This is a genomic window from Subtercola vilae (assembly GCF_004923255.1).
In the GTDB taxonomy this organism is placed as follows: domain Bacteria; phylum Actinomycetota; class Actinomycetes; order Actinomycetales; family Microbacteriaceae; genus Subtercola; species Subtercola vilae.
The window spans coordinates 1-13,756 of record NZ_QYRT01000030.1 but is presented as its reverse complement, the minus strand read 5'-3'; the positions used below and the strand labels follow the sequence as shown (position 1 = coordinate 13,756).

At 64.7% G+C, this 13,756-nt stretch carries 15 protein-coding genes, 1 tRNA gene and 1 pseudogene; 8 read left to right on the top strand and 9 right to left on the bottom strand.

Features of this window, described 5'->3' with window-relative positions; genetic code table 11:
- Positions 1-181: 181 nt before the first annotated feature.
- Both D4765_RS13705 and D4765_RS13700 read left to right on the top strand, forming a co-directional pair.
- Entirely contained in the window at positions 182-1,864 is a 1,683-nt protein-coding gene (locus tag D4765_RS13705) for a glycoside hydrolase family 13 protein (RefSeq protein ID WP_136642866.1), read from the top strand.
- A 68-nt stretch (positions 1,865-1,932) separates the two neighbouring features.
- On the top strand, positions 1,933-3,951 hold the full coding sequence (locus D4765_RS13700; RefSeq protein WP_136642865.1) for an ABC transporter ATP-binding protein: 2,019 nt from the start codon (positions 1,933-1,935) through the stop codon (positions 3,949-3,951).
- 152 nt (positions 3,952-4,103) lie between these two features.
- On the opposite strand, the gene folD is transcribed toward D4765_RS13700, so the two are convergent.
- The 8 genes and pseudogenes from folD to D4765_RS20175 form a co-directional block, all read right to left on the bottom strand.
- Entirely contained in the window at positions 4,104-4,991 is an 888-nt protein-coding gene (folD, locus tag D4765_RS13695) for a bifunctional methylenetetrahydrofolate dehydrogenase/methenyltetrahydrofolate cyclohydrolase FolD (RefSeq protein WP_136642864.1), read from the bottom strand.
- A gap of 10 nt (positions 4,992-5,001) precedes the next feature.
- Positions 5,002-5,919: a formyltetrahydrofolate deformylase gene (gene purU, locus D4765_RS13690; RefSeq protein ID WP_136642863.1), complete on the bottom strand. Its 918-nt coding sequence runs from the start codon at positions 5,917-5,919 to the stop codon at positions 5,002-5,004.
- A gap of 79 nt (positions 5,920-5,998) precedes the next feature.
- Positions 5,999-6,862: a TrmH family RNA methyltransferase gene (locus D4765_RS13685; protein WP_136642862.1), complete on the bottom strand. Its 864-nt coding sequence runs from the start codon at positions 6,860-6,862 to the stop codon at positions 5,999-6,001.
- Between the two features lie 122 nt (positions 6,863-6,984).
- A pseudogene (locus tag D4765_RS13680) lies at positions 6,985-7,563 on the bottom strand (isochorismatase family protein); the annotation flags it as partial.
- Positions 7,564-7,589: 26 nt separating this feature from the next.
- Positions 7,590-7,742 carry a hypothetical protein gene (locus D4765_RS19250; protein ID WP_161580449.1) on the bottom strand — a complete coding sequence of 51 codons (153 nt, stop codon included), beginning with the start codon at positions 7,740-7,742 and terminating at the stop codon, positions 7,590-7,592.
- Between the two features lie 95 nt (positions 7,743-7,837).
- On the bottom strand, positions 7,838-8,824 hold the full coding sequence (locus D4765_RS13675) for a Gfo/Idh/MocA family protein (protein ID WP_136642860.1): 987 nt from the start codon (positions 8,822-8,824) through the stop codon (positions 7,838-7,840).
- A gap of 25 nt (positions 8,825-8,849) precedes the next feature.
- A tRNA-Thr gene (locus D4765_RS13670) sits at positions 8,850-8,925 on the bottom strand.
- Positions 8,881-9,147 (bottom strand): helix-turn-helix domain-containing protein, encoded by a 267-nt coding sequence (locus D4765_RS20175; protein WP_420824538.1) that lies wholly within the window; start codon positions 9,145-9,147, stop codon positions 8,881-8,883. The genes D4765_RS13670 and D4765_RS20175 overlap by 45 nt, the downstream gene beginning before the upstream one ends.
- A 374-nt stretch (positions 9,148-9,521) precedes the next feature.
- Here D4765_RS20175 and D4765_RS13660 point away from each other — a divergent pair, with 374 nt between their 5' ends.
- Together D4765_RS13660 and D4765_RS13655 are read left to right on the top strand one after the other, a co-directional pair.
- Positions 9,522-10,274 carry a helix-turn-helix domain-containing protein gene (locus D4765_RS13660; protein WP_136642859.1) on the top strand — a complete coding sequence of 251 codons (753 nt, stop codon included), beginning with the start codon at positions 9,522-9,524 and terminating at the stop codon, positions 10,272-10,274.
- Complete coding sequence (locus tag D4765_RS13655; RefSeq protein WP_136642858.1) at positions 10,274-10,789, top strand: hypothetical protein; 516 nt, start codon at positions 10,274-10,276, stop codon at positions 10,787-10,789. The genes D4765_RS13660 and D4765_RS13655 overlap by 1 nt, the downstream gene beginning before the upstream one ends.
- Before the next feature lie 99 nt (positions 10,790-10,888).
- Here D4765_RS13655 and D4765_RS13650 read toward each other — a convergent pair whose 3' ends face one another.
- On the bottom strand, positions 10,889-11,134 hold the full coding sequence (locus D4765_RS13650) for a hypothetical protein (RefSeq protein WP_136642857.1): 246 nt from the start codon (positions 11,132-11,134) through the stop codon (positions 10,889-10,891).
- Positions 11,135-11,740: 606 nt separating this feature from the next.
- On the opposite strand from D4765_RS13650, the gene D4765_RS19485 reads away from it, so the two are divergent.
- From D4765_RS19485 to D4765_RS13635, 4 genes are all read left to right on the top strand, one after another.
- Entirely contained in the window at positions 11,741-12,307 is a 567-nt protein-coding gene (locus D4765_RS19485) for a hypothetical protein (protein WP_201799322.1), read from the top strand.
- A gap of 13 nt (positions 12,308-12,320) precedes the next feature.
- On the top strand, positions 12,321-12,494 hold the full coding sequence (locus D4765_RS19335; protein WP_162501134.1) for a hypothetical protein: 174 nt from the start codon (positions 12,321-12,323) through the stop codon (positions 12,492-12,494).
- A 258-nt stretch (positions 12,495-12,752) separates the two neighbouring features.
- Positions 12,753-12,998: a hypothetical protein gene (locus D4765_RS13640; protein ID WP_136642856.1), complete on the top strand. Its 246-nt coding sequence runs from the start codon at positions 12,753-12,755 to the stop codon at positions 12,996-12,998.
- 145 nt (positions 12,999-13,143) lie between these two features.
- Positions 13,144-13,596: a hypothetical protein gene (locus tag D4765_RS13635; protein ID WP_136642855.1), complete on the top strand. Its 453-nt coding sequence runs from the start codon at positions 13,144-13,146 to the stop codon at positions 13,594-13,596.
- The last annotated feature ends 160 nt before the right edge of the window (positions 13,597-13,756 follow it).

Sequence of the window (13,756 nt, the reverse complement as noted above, 5' to 3'; positions counted from 1 at the left end):
ACACTCACTCTTGATACATGCACTGTGAAACTCCTCGTTGAGTCAGGAAGGCTCTGTTGCGCCTTGCGAACAGAACCTATACGGTGGCAAAACCAAATGCAAGCGCTTGCGGCAACCGCTTGTCATGTACGCCAGCTGTGAGGTCTCTACCGCCAGCTTAGTTGATTTATACTCATGTGTGATGCGAAGGAGAATCTCTGTGGCCGAAACGGCACCCACCCAGCCCGGCACGACGGGTAGTTTCACCACTGGCGAGTGGTGGCGCGACGCCGTCATCTACCAGGTGTACCCCCGATCGTTCGCCGACGGCGATGGCGACGGAATGGGAGATCTGAGAGGAATTGAAGAACGTCTCGGCTACCTCTCAGAACTGGGCATCGACGCGGTCTGGCTCTCCCCGTTCTACCGTTCGCCACAGGCCGACGGGGGCTACGACGTGGCCGACTATCGCGACGTCGACCCACTCTTCGGCACGCTCGCCGACTTCGACCGCATGCTGCAGACAGCCCACGAGCTCGGGCTGAAGGTGATCGTCGACATCGTTCCGAACCACACGTCGAGCGCGCATCCGTGGTTCGTCGAAGCGCTCGAATCTCCCTCCGGCAGCCCCGAACGGGCTCGTTACCTGTTCCGCACCGGCACCGGCGCGGCAGGCGAATTGCCGCCCAACAACTGGAGCTCGGTCTTCGGCGGTTCGGCCTGGAGCCGGGTGAACGACGCGTCGGGTGAATGGTACCTGCACCTGTTCGACACGTCGCAGCCCGACCTGAACTGGCGAAACCCTGAGGTCGTCGACGAATTCAAGAGCATCCTCGCGTTCTGGGCCGAACGCGGGGTCGACGGCTTCAGGGTCGACGTGGCGCACGGGCTGATCAAACACGACGAACTGCCCGACTTCGAGGGCATCACCGGCGAGATGCTCGAGGGCGGCGGCAACCGCGGGCCCATGTGGGATCAAGACGACGTGCACGAGATCTACCGGGGCTGGAACGAGGTGCTGAAGGCGTTCGACGGCGACCGCATGCTCGTGGCAGAGGCGTGGGTCGCCCCGGCCGAGCGCCTCAGCCGGTACGTGCGGGCCGACGAGATGCAGCAGGCCTTCAACTTCGACTTCATGACCGTGGGGTGGAACGCGGGCCGCATGCGCGACTCCATTCAGAGCGCGCTGGCGACCAACCGCGCGGTGGGGGCGACCACCACGTGGGTGCTCTCGAACCACGACGTGGTGCGGCATGCCTCGCGTTTCGGGCTGAGCGACCCGTCGGCGTGGCCGAAGGGCATCAGTGCGACCGACGAGCAGCCCGACAGCGCACTCGGCGTCGCCCGTGCCCGCGCGGCGACGGTGGTGATGCTCGCGCTGCCAGGTTCTGCCTATCTCTATCAGGGCGAAGAGCTCGGCCTGCCAGAGCACACCACGCTCGAGGCAGAGCTTCGGCAAGACCCGAACTTCTGGCGCACGGCCGGCGTCGACATCGGCCGCGACGGATGCCGCGTGCCGCTGCCGTGGAAGGGCGACGCGCCGGGGTTCGGCTTCGGCCCGTCTGGCTCGACCTGGCTGCCGCAACCGGCTTCGTACAGCGAGCTGGCTGCCGACCGTCAAGATGGCGATCCGTTGTCGACCCTCGAGCTGTACCGCCGGGCCCTGCTGCTGCGGCGAGAGTTGCAGCTCGGGCGCGCCGAGCTCTCGTTCAACGCCTCGACCGGCGACACGCTCGACTTCACGGTGGCCGGCGTGCGGGTTCTGGCGAACCTCGGGGCAGAGCCCGTCGAGCTGCCCTCGCACCATGAGGTGCTGCTCGTCAGTGACGACGCAGCGGTCGACGCCGGGCAGCTGAACTCTAACGGGTCCGTCTGGCTGCGCTGAGCGTGGGTGTGCGGATGCCCGGGGTTCGAGGTCAGGTCGAGGTCAGTGGGGCGAAATAAGCTGTACCGGTGACTTCCTCCACTGAACCACGCGCCACGGGCGCCGCACGAGGCCGCTCGGCCCGGGCATCCGAAACCACCCGCACCGGGCGGGGCAGGGGCCGCGGGCGCGACCCCGAAGGCCCGCGCGCGAAGTTCAGCGATCTGCTGCCCTACCTGTTCGAGCACAAGAAGGTGCTGTCGCTCGTCATCGTGCTGAGCGTTCTCGGGGCCGGTGCGAGCCTCGCCCAACCGCTGCTTGTGAGCCAGGTCATCTCGCTCGTGACGGCCGGGTCGAGCCTCGGCGGCCTGGTCTGGCTGCTGGTCATTCTGGTGGTCGTCTCCGGTCTCATCAGTGGTTTTCAGCACTACCTGCTGCAGCGCACGGGGGAAGGCGTGGTGCTCTCGTCGCGCCGGCGGCTGGTGGGGCGCATGCTGAACCTACCCATCAGGGAGTTCGACACGCGGCGCACCGGCGACCTCGTGTCGCGAGTCGGCTCTGACACCACACTGCTGCGGGCCGTGCTCACCCAGGGCCTGGTCGAGGCCATCGGCGGCTCGCTCACCTTCGTGGGTGCGCTCATCGCGATGCTCATCATCGACCCCGTGCTGCTCGGGCTCACCGTTCTCGTGGTGGGGGTCTCCATTGTCGTGGTCGTGCTGCTCTCGGCGCGCATCCGGGTGGCCAGCCGCCAGGCGCAGGAGAAGGTCGGCGACCTCGCCGCGAGTGTCGAGCGGGCCATCAGCGCCGTGCGAACCGTGCGTGCGGCCAACGCCACCGAGCGTGAAGTCGCTGCGGTCGAGAAAGATGCCGAAGGTGCGTGGCTGATGGGCATCAAGGTCGCCAAGATCTCGGCGCTCGTCGTACCGGTCTCAGGCATCGCCCTGCAGGTCGCGTTTCTCACGGTCATCGGCGTGGGCGGCTACCGCGTCGCGAGCGGCGCCATCAGCGTGGCCTCGCTGGTGTCGTTCATCCTCTTTCTGTTCATGATGATCTTGCCGCTCGGGCAGGCTTTCGGGGCGTTCACGTCGGTCAACTCGGCGCTCGGGGCGCTCGGGCGCATCCAGGAGATCATCGACCTGCCGAGCGAGGGGCAGTTCGACCGCGACGAGGCGCCGCTCGGCGGGGTGGCGGGGGCTGCGGCGCTGGGCGCCGCGGGCGCGGCGGCTGGCGCTGGCACCGCCGCCGGCGCGCGCGTCACGGGTTTCGCGCCCGGAGACGCGAGTATCGCGGTCGAGTTCGACGAAGTCCGGTTCGCTTACGCCGAAGGCGCTGCTCCCGGTGACGGCGCGAAAGACGGGCGGGGCGCGAAGTCAGGCCCGGGCACGGCGTTGCTGGCGGGCGCTGGGGGGTCGGGCATCCAGAGCACAGCGGTGCTGCACGGGGTGAGCTTCGCGGTGCCTCGGGGCAAGCGCATTGCGCTCGTCGGGCCCTCGGGTGCCGGCAAGAGCACCATTCTCGCGCTGATCGAGCGGTTCTATGACCCGACCGGCGGCGCGATCAGGGTGGGCGGCGTTGACATTCGGCAGCTCGATCGGCGGGAACTCCGCTCACAGATCGGGTACGTCGAGCAAGATGCGCCCGTTCTGGCTGGAAGCATTCGCTCGAACCTGCTGCTGGCCACACCCGACGCAACCGACGAACAGTGCGTGGCCGTTCTCGGCGCGGTGAACCTGCTCGAGGTGCTCGAGCGGTCGCCGCAGGGTCTGGATGCCCCGGTCGGCGAAGAGGGCGTCATGCTGTCGGGCGGCGAACGCCAGCGTCTCGCCATTGCGCGGGCTCTGCTTGCTGCACCGCCCATCCTGCTGCTCGACGAGTCGACCTCGAGCCTCGACGGGCTGAACGAGCAGATGCTACGGGAGGCCATCGATGCCGTGGCCGAGAACCGCACGCTGATCGTCATCGCGCACCGGCTGTCGACCGTGGTCGACTCCGACCAGATCATCGTGCTCGACCACGGATCGGTCGTCGGCGTCGGCACCCACTCCGAACTCGTCGTCTCGACTCCCCTCTACCGCGAGCTAGCCAAGCGCCAACTGCTCGTCTGACCCCACCTCCCGGCCCCACCTCCCGGCCCCCGTCTCGCCGCCCCCGCTCGCCCCTCCGCCGGCCACCGCGGCACACCCCACATCGAGTCGGCGAAGTTTGCGGGTGCCAGACCTCAACACCCGCAAACTTCGCCGAGTGGATGGAGGTGCGGTCAGGCGGAAGCGGAAGCGGAGGCGGAGGCGGAGGCGAGCGAGTGCTGCAGCTGAGCGGCGCGCAGGGTGTTGCCGAGCAGCATGGCGATGGTCATCGGGCCGACACCGCCGGGCACGGGCGTGATGAACCCGGCCACCTCGGCCGCCGGCGCGAAGTCGACATCGCCGCTGAGCCCCTCGGGCCCGCGGTGGATTCCCACGTCGATCACCGCAGCCCCCGACTTGACGAAGTCGGCCGTGACCAGCCCTTTCACTCCGACCGCGGCCACGATGATGTCGGCAGTACGGCACACCGCTGCCAGGTCTTTCGTGCGCGAGTGCGTGATCGTCACCGTCGCGTTGCGGTTCACCAGCAGCTGCGCAACAGGCCGGCCCACCAGCTCCGAACGGCCGATGACCACGACATTCGCACCCTCGATGGGTACGTCGTACGCGTCGAGCAGCTCGATCACGCCCGACGGCGTGCACGGCCGCAGCCCCGGCTTGTTCTGCGCAAGCAGCCCCACGCTCATGGTGGTGAGCCCGTCGACGTCTTTCTCGAACGGAATCAGCTCGATGAGCGGCGCCGCGTCGAGATGCGCCGGCACCGGCAGCTGCAACAGAATGCCCGAGACGGCCGGGTCGGCTGCGAGGCGGTGAAGAAGCTCTTCAACCTGCTGCTGGGTCGCGTCTTCGGGCAGGTGCTGGTGCAAATCGGCCAGCCCCACGGCCACCGACGATTTACGTTTGCTCGCCACGTACACCTCGCTGGCCGGGTCGCCCCCCACCAGCACTGTTGCGAGGCCCGGTTGGATGCCCGTGGCCGCCGTGAACGCCGCGACCTCGTCTTTCAGGGTGGCGCGAACGCGCGCGGCGACAGCTTTTCCGTCGATGAGTACGGCAGTCATGGAGGTGCTCCTACAGGATGGTGGTGGAATTGCCGAACGTCATCACGCGGTCTTCGCAGTGCCACTGCACCGCGCGCGCCAGCACGCTGCGCTCGACCTCTGCGCCCCGCCGCTCGAGCTCGCCGACACCGTCACGGTGCGAGACGCGAACCACGTCTTGCTCGATGATGGGCCCCTCGTCGAGGTTGGCCGTCGCATAGTGTGCGGTGGCGCCGATGAGCTTCACTCCGCGCTCTTTGGCCTTGAGATACGGGCCTGCCCCGGCAAACGCGGGCAGGAACGAGTGATGGATGTTGATCACCGGGCATCCGACATTAAACAGAAACCCGGCGGAGAGAATCTGCATGTACCGGGCCATGACCACGAGGTCGACCTTGCCGGCCAGCAGCTCGAGCTGCGCCGACTCGGCCTCGGCCTTCGTGTCTTTCGTCACCGGAATGTACACGAACGGAATGCCGAAACTCGCCACGTCGGCCTCGAGGTCGGGATGGTTCGAGACCACCACGGTGATCTCCATGTCGAGGTCGCCACGCTTGTTGCGCCACAGCAGTTCGAGCAGACAGTGGTCGTACTTCGACACCATGATGGCCACGCGCTTCGGAGTAGCTGTGCTCGTGAAGGTGTATTTCATGGCGAACCGCGAACCGACCTGCACGGCGAAGTCGCGCTCGAGGTCGGCCAGCGCGTCGGTGAGGCCGGCGAGGTGAAAGACGGTGCGCTGAAAGAATTCGCCGTTCTCTGAGTCGGTACTGAACTGCCCGAGCTCGACGATGTTCGCCCCGTGCTCGGCGAGAAAACCGGCCACGGCGGCAACGATGCCGGGCTGGTCGGCGCACTGAATGCTCAGGCGGCCGATGTCGCTCGGCTGGCGCACGGCGTCGGTGTTCGCAAACGGCCGGGCGGCGAATGCGGGCGTTTCGGGCACCATCAGCGGGTGTACTCCTTCGCGAAGAATGTGTCGGTACTAACGGTATCCGGTCTCGCGAGGCCTGAGCGACGCGCGGGCCTCACTCTGCAACCGCCCACAGCGCCACCGCACTCGCTGCGGCGACGTTCAACGAATCGATGCCGTGGGCCATCGGGATGCTCACCACGGTGTCGGCCGCGGCGAGCGCTTCGGGCGTGAGACCGTCGCCCTCTGCCCCGAGCACCAGGGCGAGTTTCGGGCGCGGTGCTCCAGCGTCGCCGGTGCCCGCAGCCGCGGCCGCGGCCCGCCGCCGCTCGGCCGCGAAGTCGCGCAGCGACACCGCCCCCTCGGTGAGCGCCAGCGCCGCCACGTCGAACCCGTTCTCCCGCAGCTGCGGCCCGAGCTCGGCCCAGTCACCCGAGCGACCCCACGGCACCTGCAGCACCGTTCCCATGCTCACGCGAATCGCGCGCCGATAGAACGGATCGGAGCACCTCGGCGTCACCAGAACCGCATCTGCCCCAATGGCGGCGACCGACCGAAAGATGGCGCCCACGTTGGTGGGGTCGGCGACGTTCTCGAGAATCACCACCAACCGGGCATCCTGAAGCAGCGTGGCGGGTGAGGCGAGCGCGGGGCAGTTCATCGAGGCGATGATGCCGCGGTGCAGAATGTAGCCGGTCAGCTCGGCCAGCAGTTCGCCCGGGCCCACGAAGATGGGTACCGAGCCCGCCCATGGCCCGAGAGCCGCCACGGCGTCGTCAACCGAGCCGCCGAGCGCCAGCACCGACCGCGGAACATGCCCCGCCCGCACCGCGCGCTCGAGCACCAGCGCCGATTCGGCCAGGTAGAGCCCGTGCTCGGTGCCCTGGGCCTTACGCAGTGCGACATCGGTCTGATGCGAGTAGTCGGCCAGGCGCGGGTCGCTGAGCTCGGTGACTTCGATGAGCTGCGGGTCGCTCACGCGGTGCCGTTTGTGGGGTGGGCCGCGGTGTCGGTGGCGCTGTCACTGTCGGCGTCGATGTCGGCGTCGATGTCGGCCTCGATGTCGGCGGCAACCGCAGAGCCACCCTCGCCGTCGACCTCGGCCGCCGTGATCAGCTCGGCGCCCGCGAGCCCGAGCTCGGCCACTGCGTCTGCCGACGACTGCTCCCCCACCCCGGCCACGAGGTCGGTGACGATGCGCACGTGCCGGCCGTTCGCGAGCGCGTCGAGCGCCGAAGCCCGTACGCAGTAGTCGGTCGCAAGGCCCGCGACGTCGATGTCGGTGATGGCGCGCTCGTCGAGTATCCGGCGAACGGATTCCCCCTCGATGGTCGTGCCCTCGTAGATCGAGTACGCGGGCCGCCCCTGCCCCTTTCGCACATGAACGTCGATGCGATCAACGGTGAGCGCGTCGTGGTACTCGGCACCCCGGGTTCCGGCGACACAGTGCACGGGCCACGTGGTCACGAAGTCGGGCGCCGCCCCGTTGGCGAAGTGGCCGCCGTTGTCGTTGTCGGCGTCATGCCAGTCGCGCGAGGCGATGACGAGGTCGTAGGTCTCCGGATGATCGGCCAGCAGCCGCGAGATACCGTCGGCGACGGCGCCTCCACCCTCGACAGCCAACGCTCCCCCCTCAGTGAAGTCGTTCTGAACGTCGATGATGAACAGTGCTTTGTGCACGGTGTGCTCCTTCTGACTTCGACTCGTCATTCGCCAGTTCGGCTCTGCTCGACGCGACGGCTGCTCCGCCGGCCAGGCAGGCGAGCGCCCAGAACGCCGAAGGCCACCCAGAAGCCGGTCACCCGCACACGACGGCGGTCGCGTGGGCGGCGTGGGTGCAGCAGCGATCGGTCGGGCATCCGGTCAATTTATCATCGACCGCTCTGAAGCCCCAGAAACACCGAGCTACAGAGCTACTGAGATACAGAGAAGACGGCGCTACAAAAACGGCGAGTTACAGCCCGCCGGGGTACACGAGGCCGATCTGGCGACGCACCTCGTCGAGAACGCCCATGATGGCCACGGTCTGCCCGACCGGAAGCAACGGGCTCTCGCCATCGCCCGCGGCGACGAGTCGCTCGAGTTCCCAGGCCTGGTACTGCATGCCTCGTGAGTGAACCGAGTGCTCGAACTCTTCGATGATCGTGTGGTCGGGCCCGATGACGCGAAACGTCGTGGGCGCGTACCAGGTGCGGTCGATCTCGATGCGGGCCGCTGTTCCGATGACCGCTGCGGTGTTGGGGCCCGCCGTGTCGAGTGCCATGTGGAGCACCGACTGGGCGCCCCCGTCATGCTCGAGAATGACGGCGGTGGAGCGGTCGACACCGGTCGCGGTGGGCGACGACGAGGCAAGAACGCGTGTAGGCAGACCGAGAATGTCGACGGCGAACGAGATCGGGTAGATGCCGAGGTCGAGCAACGCGCCCCCGCCGAGCGCAGGGTTGTTCATGCGGTGCGCGGGGTCAGCCGAGAGCAGCTGATTGTGGTCGGCAAGAACCGTGCGCACCTCGCCGAGCGTGCCCGCAGCGATGATCTCGCGAATGCGAACCATGTGTGGCAGAAAACGAGTCCACATGGCCTCGAGCAGAACGACACCGGCCTCGTCTGCCGCTCGGGCGAGCGTGCTGGCCTGTGCTTCGTTCAGCGTGAACGGCTTCTCGACCAGCACGTGCTTGCCGCCCCGGATGGCCAGCAGCGCGTGCTCTTCATGGAACGGGTGGGGCGTGGCCACGTAGATGGCATCGACATCGGGATCGGCCGCGAGGGCCTCGTAGCTGCCGTGAGCGACCGGATCACCGAAGCGGCTGGCGAACTCAGCCGCAGAGTCGTTCGAGCGCGAGCCGACGGCCCGGAGTTCGAACCCGTTTTCCAGGAGATCAGTTGCGAAGGCCGACGCAATGCCGCCGGTGCCGAGAATTCCCCATCGAACAGGCTGCGTCATTGAAGATCTCCGTTGCACTTGGAACTGGGGCCGCCTATCAGAATCGAACTGATGACCTATTCATTACGAGTGAATCGCTCTACCGACTGAGCTAAGGCGGCATGGCTTGATGCCACGGACGAGCCTACTGCATCTGGATCGGTCGGAGAAATGACATTGGTTTCGCCAACTAGGTAGGCGACCGAAGTATCAAGTTTGAATGCAATCACCTTTAGCTGCTTGACGCTGTATGACTGACTGCCGCGGTTCTTTTTTGAAACGGCTGTCTGGTCTAGCCCAAGAGATGCAGCAAGATCTGTTTGCTTGATGTGCTGTTCCCACATCCGCTGATGTACGCGACGCCCGATCTCAATGTCGAGGTCTCGTTCGAGTATCTCTGTCTGATTGGCTTGTCTGTTCATGCATGCCACTTTACCGACAAATTGGACAACATGGCAAATAAATAGGTCAAATATCCTGATTATGCCGATTTGTCATGTAGCGTCGCTGACATGACAACGAAGCCCGAACATGACACTGAGGAATATGTTCCTCCCCGTGAGGGAGTGAAGATCGCATTCGTCAGTAGCAAAACGTTAGCCCGTATGGCAGACGCTGGCACCATCCGATCATTCAAACTCCCAGTCACAGGTCACCGCCGCTACAACAGAGCCGACCTAGAAGCGCTCTCATCTCCCACCCCCGCGGCGGTGGCATCGTGACTCTCGCCGTACGCATGTTCTCGAAGGTTGAGGCGCAGCGTCTCACGCTCGATATCCAGTCGGCAGCGAAGTCTGCCCGCCGTGGTCTTGACAACCTCGCGACTCTCGTTGAGGAAGCGCATAGCGGCAACGTCTGGCAGATGCTCGGCTACGCATCGTGGACGGCTTACCTGGCGGAAACGTTGGGCGAGAACCCGCTGAAGCTCGAACGCCTCGAACGGCAGAACGTCGTGACGATGCTTAGCGATCAAGGACTCTCGGCGCGGGCAATCGCCCCCATCGTTGGCGTTGACTTCTCAACCGTGACTCGCGACATCGCACGTGTTGCAAATGCAACACCTGCGCATCAAGTATTCGAACGTGAGCGCCCGCCGCTGGCATCCGTCTGGATCGACCCCGCCGACGGCACGGTCATCACCGCCGAGATCGTCTATGACGAGCCCACGGCCCGCGTGACTGGCCTCGACGGTAAGTCGTACCCGCAAGCCGCACCCCGCCCAGCGCCCGCCGCGCCCTCCCATGAGGACGCAGACCAGAAGAACGCCGAGCGGGGCGCGCAGGACTTCGCAGCAGCCGTTTTCACGATGGCGCAAACCGATGTCACCGAGTACCGGGAACGCCTCGTAGGCGACTGGTGGCCGCGCGGTAAGGATGCTGTTTCACCCGCTGACCGCGACCGGGTGACAGCAAAAACGTTGCGCCTCATCGCGGCCGGCATCACACAACTCGCACGCGAATGGGAGATCTGATGAAGTGGCTAGAGACCGTGACCCGCATGTATCGGGAAGCGACTGCTGAGGCTGGCCCTGAGGGCGCTGAGCGGCAAGACACGTTCATGGTCGTCAGTGCCAGGATCGCAACCGAGATCTCGGCAGGCCGGTTGACGTACGAACTGGACACGTTCATCCGTTCCGAGCTGATGCGGGTGGATGAGTCGGACGGCAAGAAGGCCGACGCGATTCTCCGTGTCGCTGCGACAGGTCAGGGCGTTTTCGAGATCACTGACGAACTCCTCGATGTTGTGGTGACGCTCGGCGCGGGCCGTCGTAAAGCGTGGCGTGATGTGACGGCATCTGATCTTCGCGACATGGACACGGTGCGCTACCGGAACCTCCGCAATGCCCAACTCGCGTATGACGTGTGGCGTGAGTCGTACGATGCTGCGTTGCCGGTGCTGGTGAGGTTCGGAACGTTCGGTGCTGCTGCTGAGGGTGGCGGGTTCCCGCCGAAGGCTGCCGAGCACGAGCAGGCGCGCGCAGCATGAACGACGAACCGTGGGACACCTTCGCTCCTGCCTCATATGAGCAGGCTCTAGCCGAACTGGATAAGCTTGCGACCCGTTTTCGGATTGTGGTCGATTCGATCACTGCTGCTGACGCACCCACCGCTCGATCTGGTCTAGACGGCTTGATTGCCGATCGCTTTCTTCTGCTAGAGCATTCTGGGTCTGGGCAAGCACCTGAAGAGTGCCCTGAAGAGATACGAGCACGTCACGCATCCAAGGATCAATCCCAGGCTGGTTTGGGTTGTAAGTCCTTATCGAGTGCCATGTGTGAAACGCTGCCACAGCCTGAACAGACTCGTTTCCATGGTTTCTCATGTTGCTCATGCGCTTCTCCTACGGTTGCGGCTCGGGTGCTTGTTACACCTGAGGCCAATTCCCCAATCGTAGGAGTAGGCGGCGGCTCTCCTACGTCGCCGCGTCCCGGCCCTGCCTGTAACGGGGCCGGGGCACCCTAACAGCTTGGTGGCTGTGCGGTGCAAACAGGCTCATCCCGCACGGTCATCACCCAACCTCTTAGCCTCCCAGTCACGGACCGGTGGGGGGCACTAATTGTCGCGCCTACCAAGGAGCTTCAATCCGCTTTTTGATAACTCCATAGTGACTGTTTCGGGTCGTATTTTGTGGCCCGGGATGCCCCCGCGTGGCGGGGAGATAGCAGGAGGTGAGAGCCCTGCGAAGTTTCAAGCCTGGCCGGGTCGCGGTCAACCTATCGAAGCTTTCGGGCTGAGTGGGCTGCGGCCAATAACGCTGCGTTTTCGGGTGAAGGGTCATCCGGCGGCATGTCAGGCGCGGCGGGAGTAAAGGCTCTTTCCCGGTTCAATTCCGGGCGCTGCACTCACCTAGAAGAAGGAACACGAAATGAACAACATTTTTGAGCCCCTGACCCTCTCTCGTGGCAGCCATGAGGCCGGTTCCGGGAAGGGTTGCGCGATGAACTTAGTGAGCTGGGAGAACGGCGACACGACGATCACGGATTACCCGGCCTGCTCTGACCGGATGCTGTCTCAGATTGTGCAGGTCGTGAATGACAGGCTCGCGGATTCTGATGGCCGGTTGTCGGCCGCGAATTCGATCATCGCTCTCGATCTGGGGCATGCAACGGTCGGCACGACAGCGCACACCCTGACCGCAGTTGAGTTGCAGGTTGTGTATGTGAGGTGCGCGGTGCTTGCCGCCCGCAAAGTTTTGCATCTTGACGAGACGGGTGAGGCGCTCGGGTGGATTGAGGCGGCCGAGCGTTGGGCTGACGATCCGATCGATGCGAACAAGCCGGCCGCCGCCTACGCCTACGCCACCTACTCCGCCTACGCCTCCGCCGCCTACGCCGCCTACGCCGCCTCCGCCACCTACTCCGCCACCTACTCCGCCTCCGATTACAAGGTGTCGCTGGCGTGGGAGGTCATCGACCTATTCAAGAAACTCACCGGCACAGAATCGCCTACCCCTAACCCCGAAGCGGTCGCCACGGCGGTCACCAAAATGTTCACCCACGCCTGAGAAGGAACACGAAATGACCCGTATCGAAGAGATTACAAAAATGATCAAGCCGACCGTCGATGAGCTGCGGCATGAGCCGATGTTCTGGGCAACTGCTGCTGCTGTGTGGCCCGTTGATGTCCCGCCTGTTCGTGCCCCGCTCGTGGTGCGTGCGTGGGCGCGGATTCGTGGGCAGGTTGTCTTGTGATCCGCGCCGTGCATGGCCAGTACCGCACCTCTACTCTCGTGATCCATCCTCGCCCGCCTGGGATGTCGCCTGATGTTGAGACGGTTCGGGTGTTCCGTGGTGTGGGTAACGCGGTGGTGGTTTCGTTGCTGTTTTGGGCGTGCGTTGTCGCGTTGGTGGTGATGGTCAAGTGAGACCGATGCTGACTCTCGCGGCGGTTGTGGTCGTCGTGTTCTGGGTGTTTAGCCTGTTCGGCCTGAGCCGGTTGGCGGCGTACTGATGGGCGCGCTTCCTGACATCAGACGCGAAATGGATGTTGCCGAAAGCACGATGGGCGCGTACTGCGTGGGCTGCGAACTCGAGAACGTTTCCACGAACACGACTTACACCGGCTTTGACGAGTCATCGAAGGCTGCGGTCAACGCGTGGGTTCGTGACCACCGCACCGCCCACCGCATCAACCAGGGGCTAGACGATACCGGGCTCGGTATCGCAGACCCGATGACGAACGGGTGGCCCGAATGATGAAAATTTGCACTCTGGCCCTGTTCGTTTTGTTCGTTTGGCGGGCCGTGATCGTGGTCGATTCGCTCACTCTTCTTTGCGGTGCCGCCTGCATCCTCTGCGCCGGTATCGCCGCACATCAAAACTCAACCGAAAGGTCAAAATCATGAGCCTCATCACCAATGAACCGGTCGAGCGAAACGAGGTCGAGAATTTCCTTGACGATCTCCGGTTTCTTGCCGAGTGGCGTGAAGCCAATCAGGACGACTGGGGGGCGGTGCTTTTCCCCAGCGACTGTTATTCGCGTTTCAGTATCCACGCGATGGATGCATCAACAGCCGCTGATGCTGTCAGGAGAATCGGCGGCAAGTGGGACAAGAAGACGGATTTTAAAGGCCAGTACATGGTGTTCACGGGGAAGCTCGGCACGTGCAAGGTCGATGTTTGGGTTTCGCGTGAGCAGGTATGCACTCCCGTGGTCGTCGGCAAGAAGACCATCAAGCGCCCCGAGACCACCTACATCGATGTCGAAGTCGATGACGTCGAGTACGAGTGCGGGTCGCTGATGTCGGCGGCCGCGAAACTCGACCTCGCGAAGCTCGAAGCGCTTGCCTCATGACCGATGGTTTCTCTAACCTCCGTGAACACTTCGACCCCAGCCTGCCTGTCGTGAAGTGCTGCATGGTCTGCGGTGGCCCTGCCTGCCATGTGGAGGAATGCGCCGAGGTGTGCTCGTGATCTCCGCTGAGCGGTTCATTGTGCGCTCCGAAGAAAGGGGC

Bases quoted from the DNA above. Each gene is read 5' to 3' on its own strand.
- D4765_RS13705 (WP_136642866.1), top strand. From the start codon at position 182: ATGCGAAGGAGAATCTCTGTGGCCGAAACGGCACCCACCCAGCCCGGC.
- D4765_RS20175 (WP_420824538.1), bottom strand. From the start codon at position 9,147: ATGTGGGAACAGCACATCAAGCAAACAGATCTTGCTGCATCTCTTGGG.
- D4765_RS19250 (WP_161580449.1), bottom strand. From the start codon at position 7,742: ATGCCCGACCGATCGCTGCTGCACCCACGCCGCCCACGCGACCGCCGT.
- D4765_RS13650 (WP_136642857.1), bottom strand. From the start codon at position 11,134: ATGAGCAACATGAGAAACCATGGAAACGAGTCTGTTCAGGCTGTGGCA.
- D4765_RS19485 (WP_201799322.1), top strand. From the start codon at position 11,741: ATGAACTTAGTGAGCTGGGAGAACGGCGACACGACGATCACGGATTAC.
- D4765_RS13635 (WP_136642855.1), top strand. From the start codon at position 13,144: ATGAGCCTCATCACCAATGAACCGGTCGAGCGAAACGAGGTCGAGAAT.
- D4765_RS13640 (WP_136642856.1), top strand. From the start codon at position 12,753: ATGGGCGCGCTTCCTGACATCAGACGCGAAATGGATGTTGCCGAAAGC.
- D4765_RS13655 (WP_136642858.1), top strand. From the start codon at position 10,274: ATGAAGTGGCTAGAGACCGTGACCCGCATGTATCGGGAAGCGACTGCT.
- D4765_RS19335 (WP_162501134.1), top strand. From the start codon at position 12,321: ATGACCCGTATCGAAGAGATTACAAAAATGATCAAGCCGACCGTCGAT.
- purU (WP_136642863.1), bottom strand. From the start codon at position 5,919: ATGGTGCCCGAAACGCCCGCATTCGCCGCCCGGCCGTTTGCGAACACC.
- folD (WP_136642864.1), bottom strand. From the start codon at position 4,991: ATGACTGCCGTACTCATCGACGGAAAAGCTGTCGCCGCGCGCGTTCGC.
- D4765_RS13675 (WP_136642860.1), bottom strand. From the start codon at position 8,824: ATGACGCAGCCTGTTCGATGGGGAATTCTCGGCACCGGCGGCATTGCG.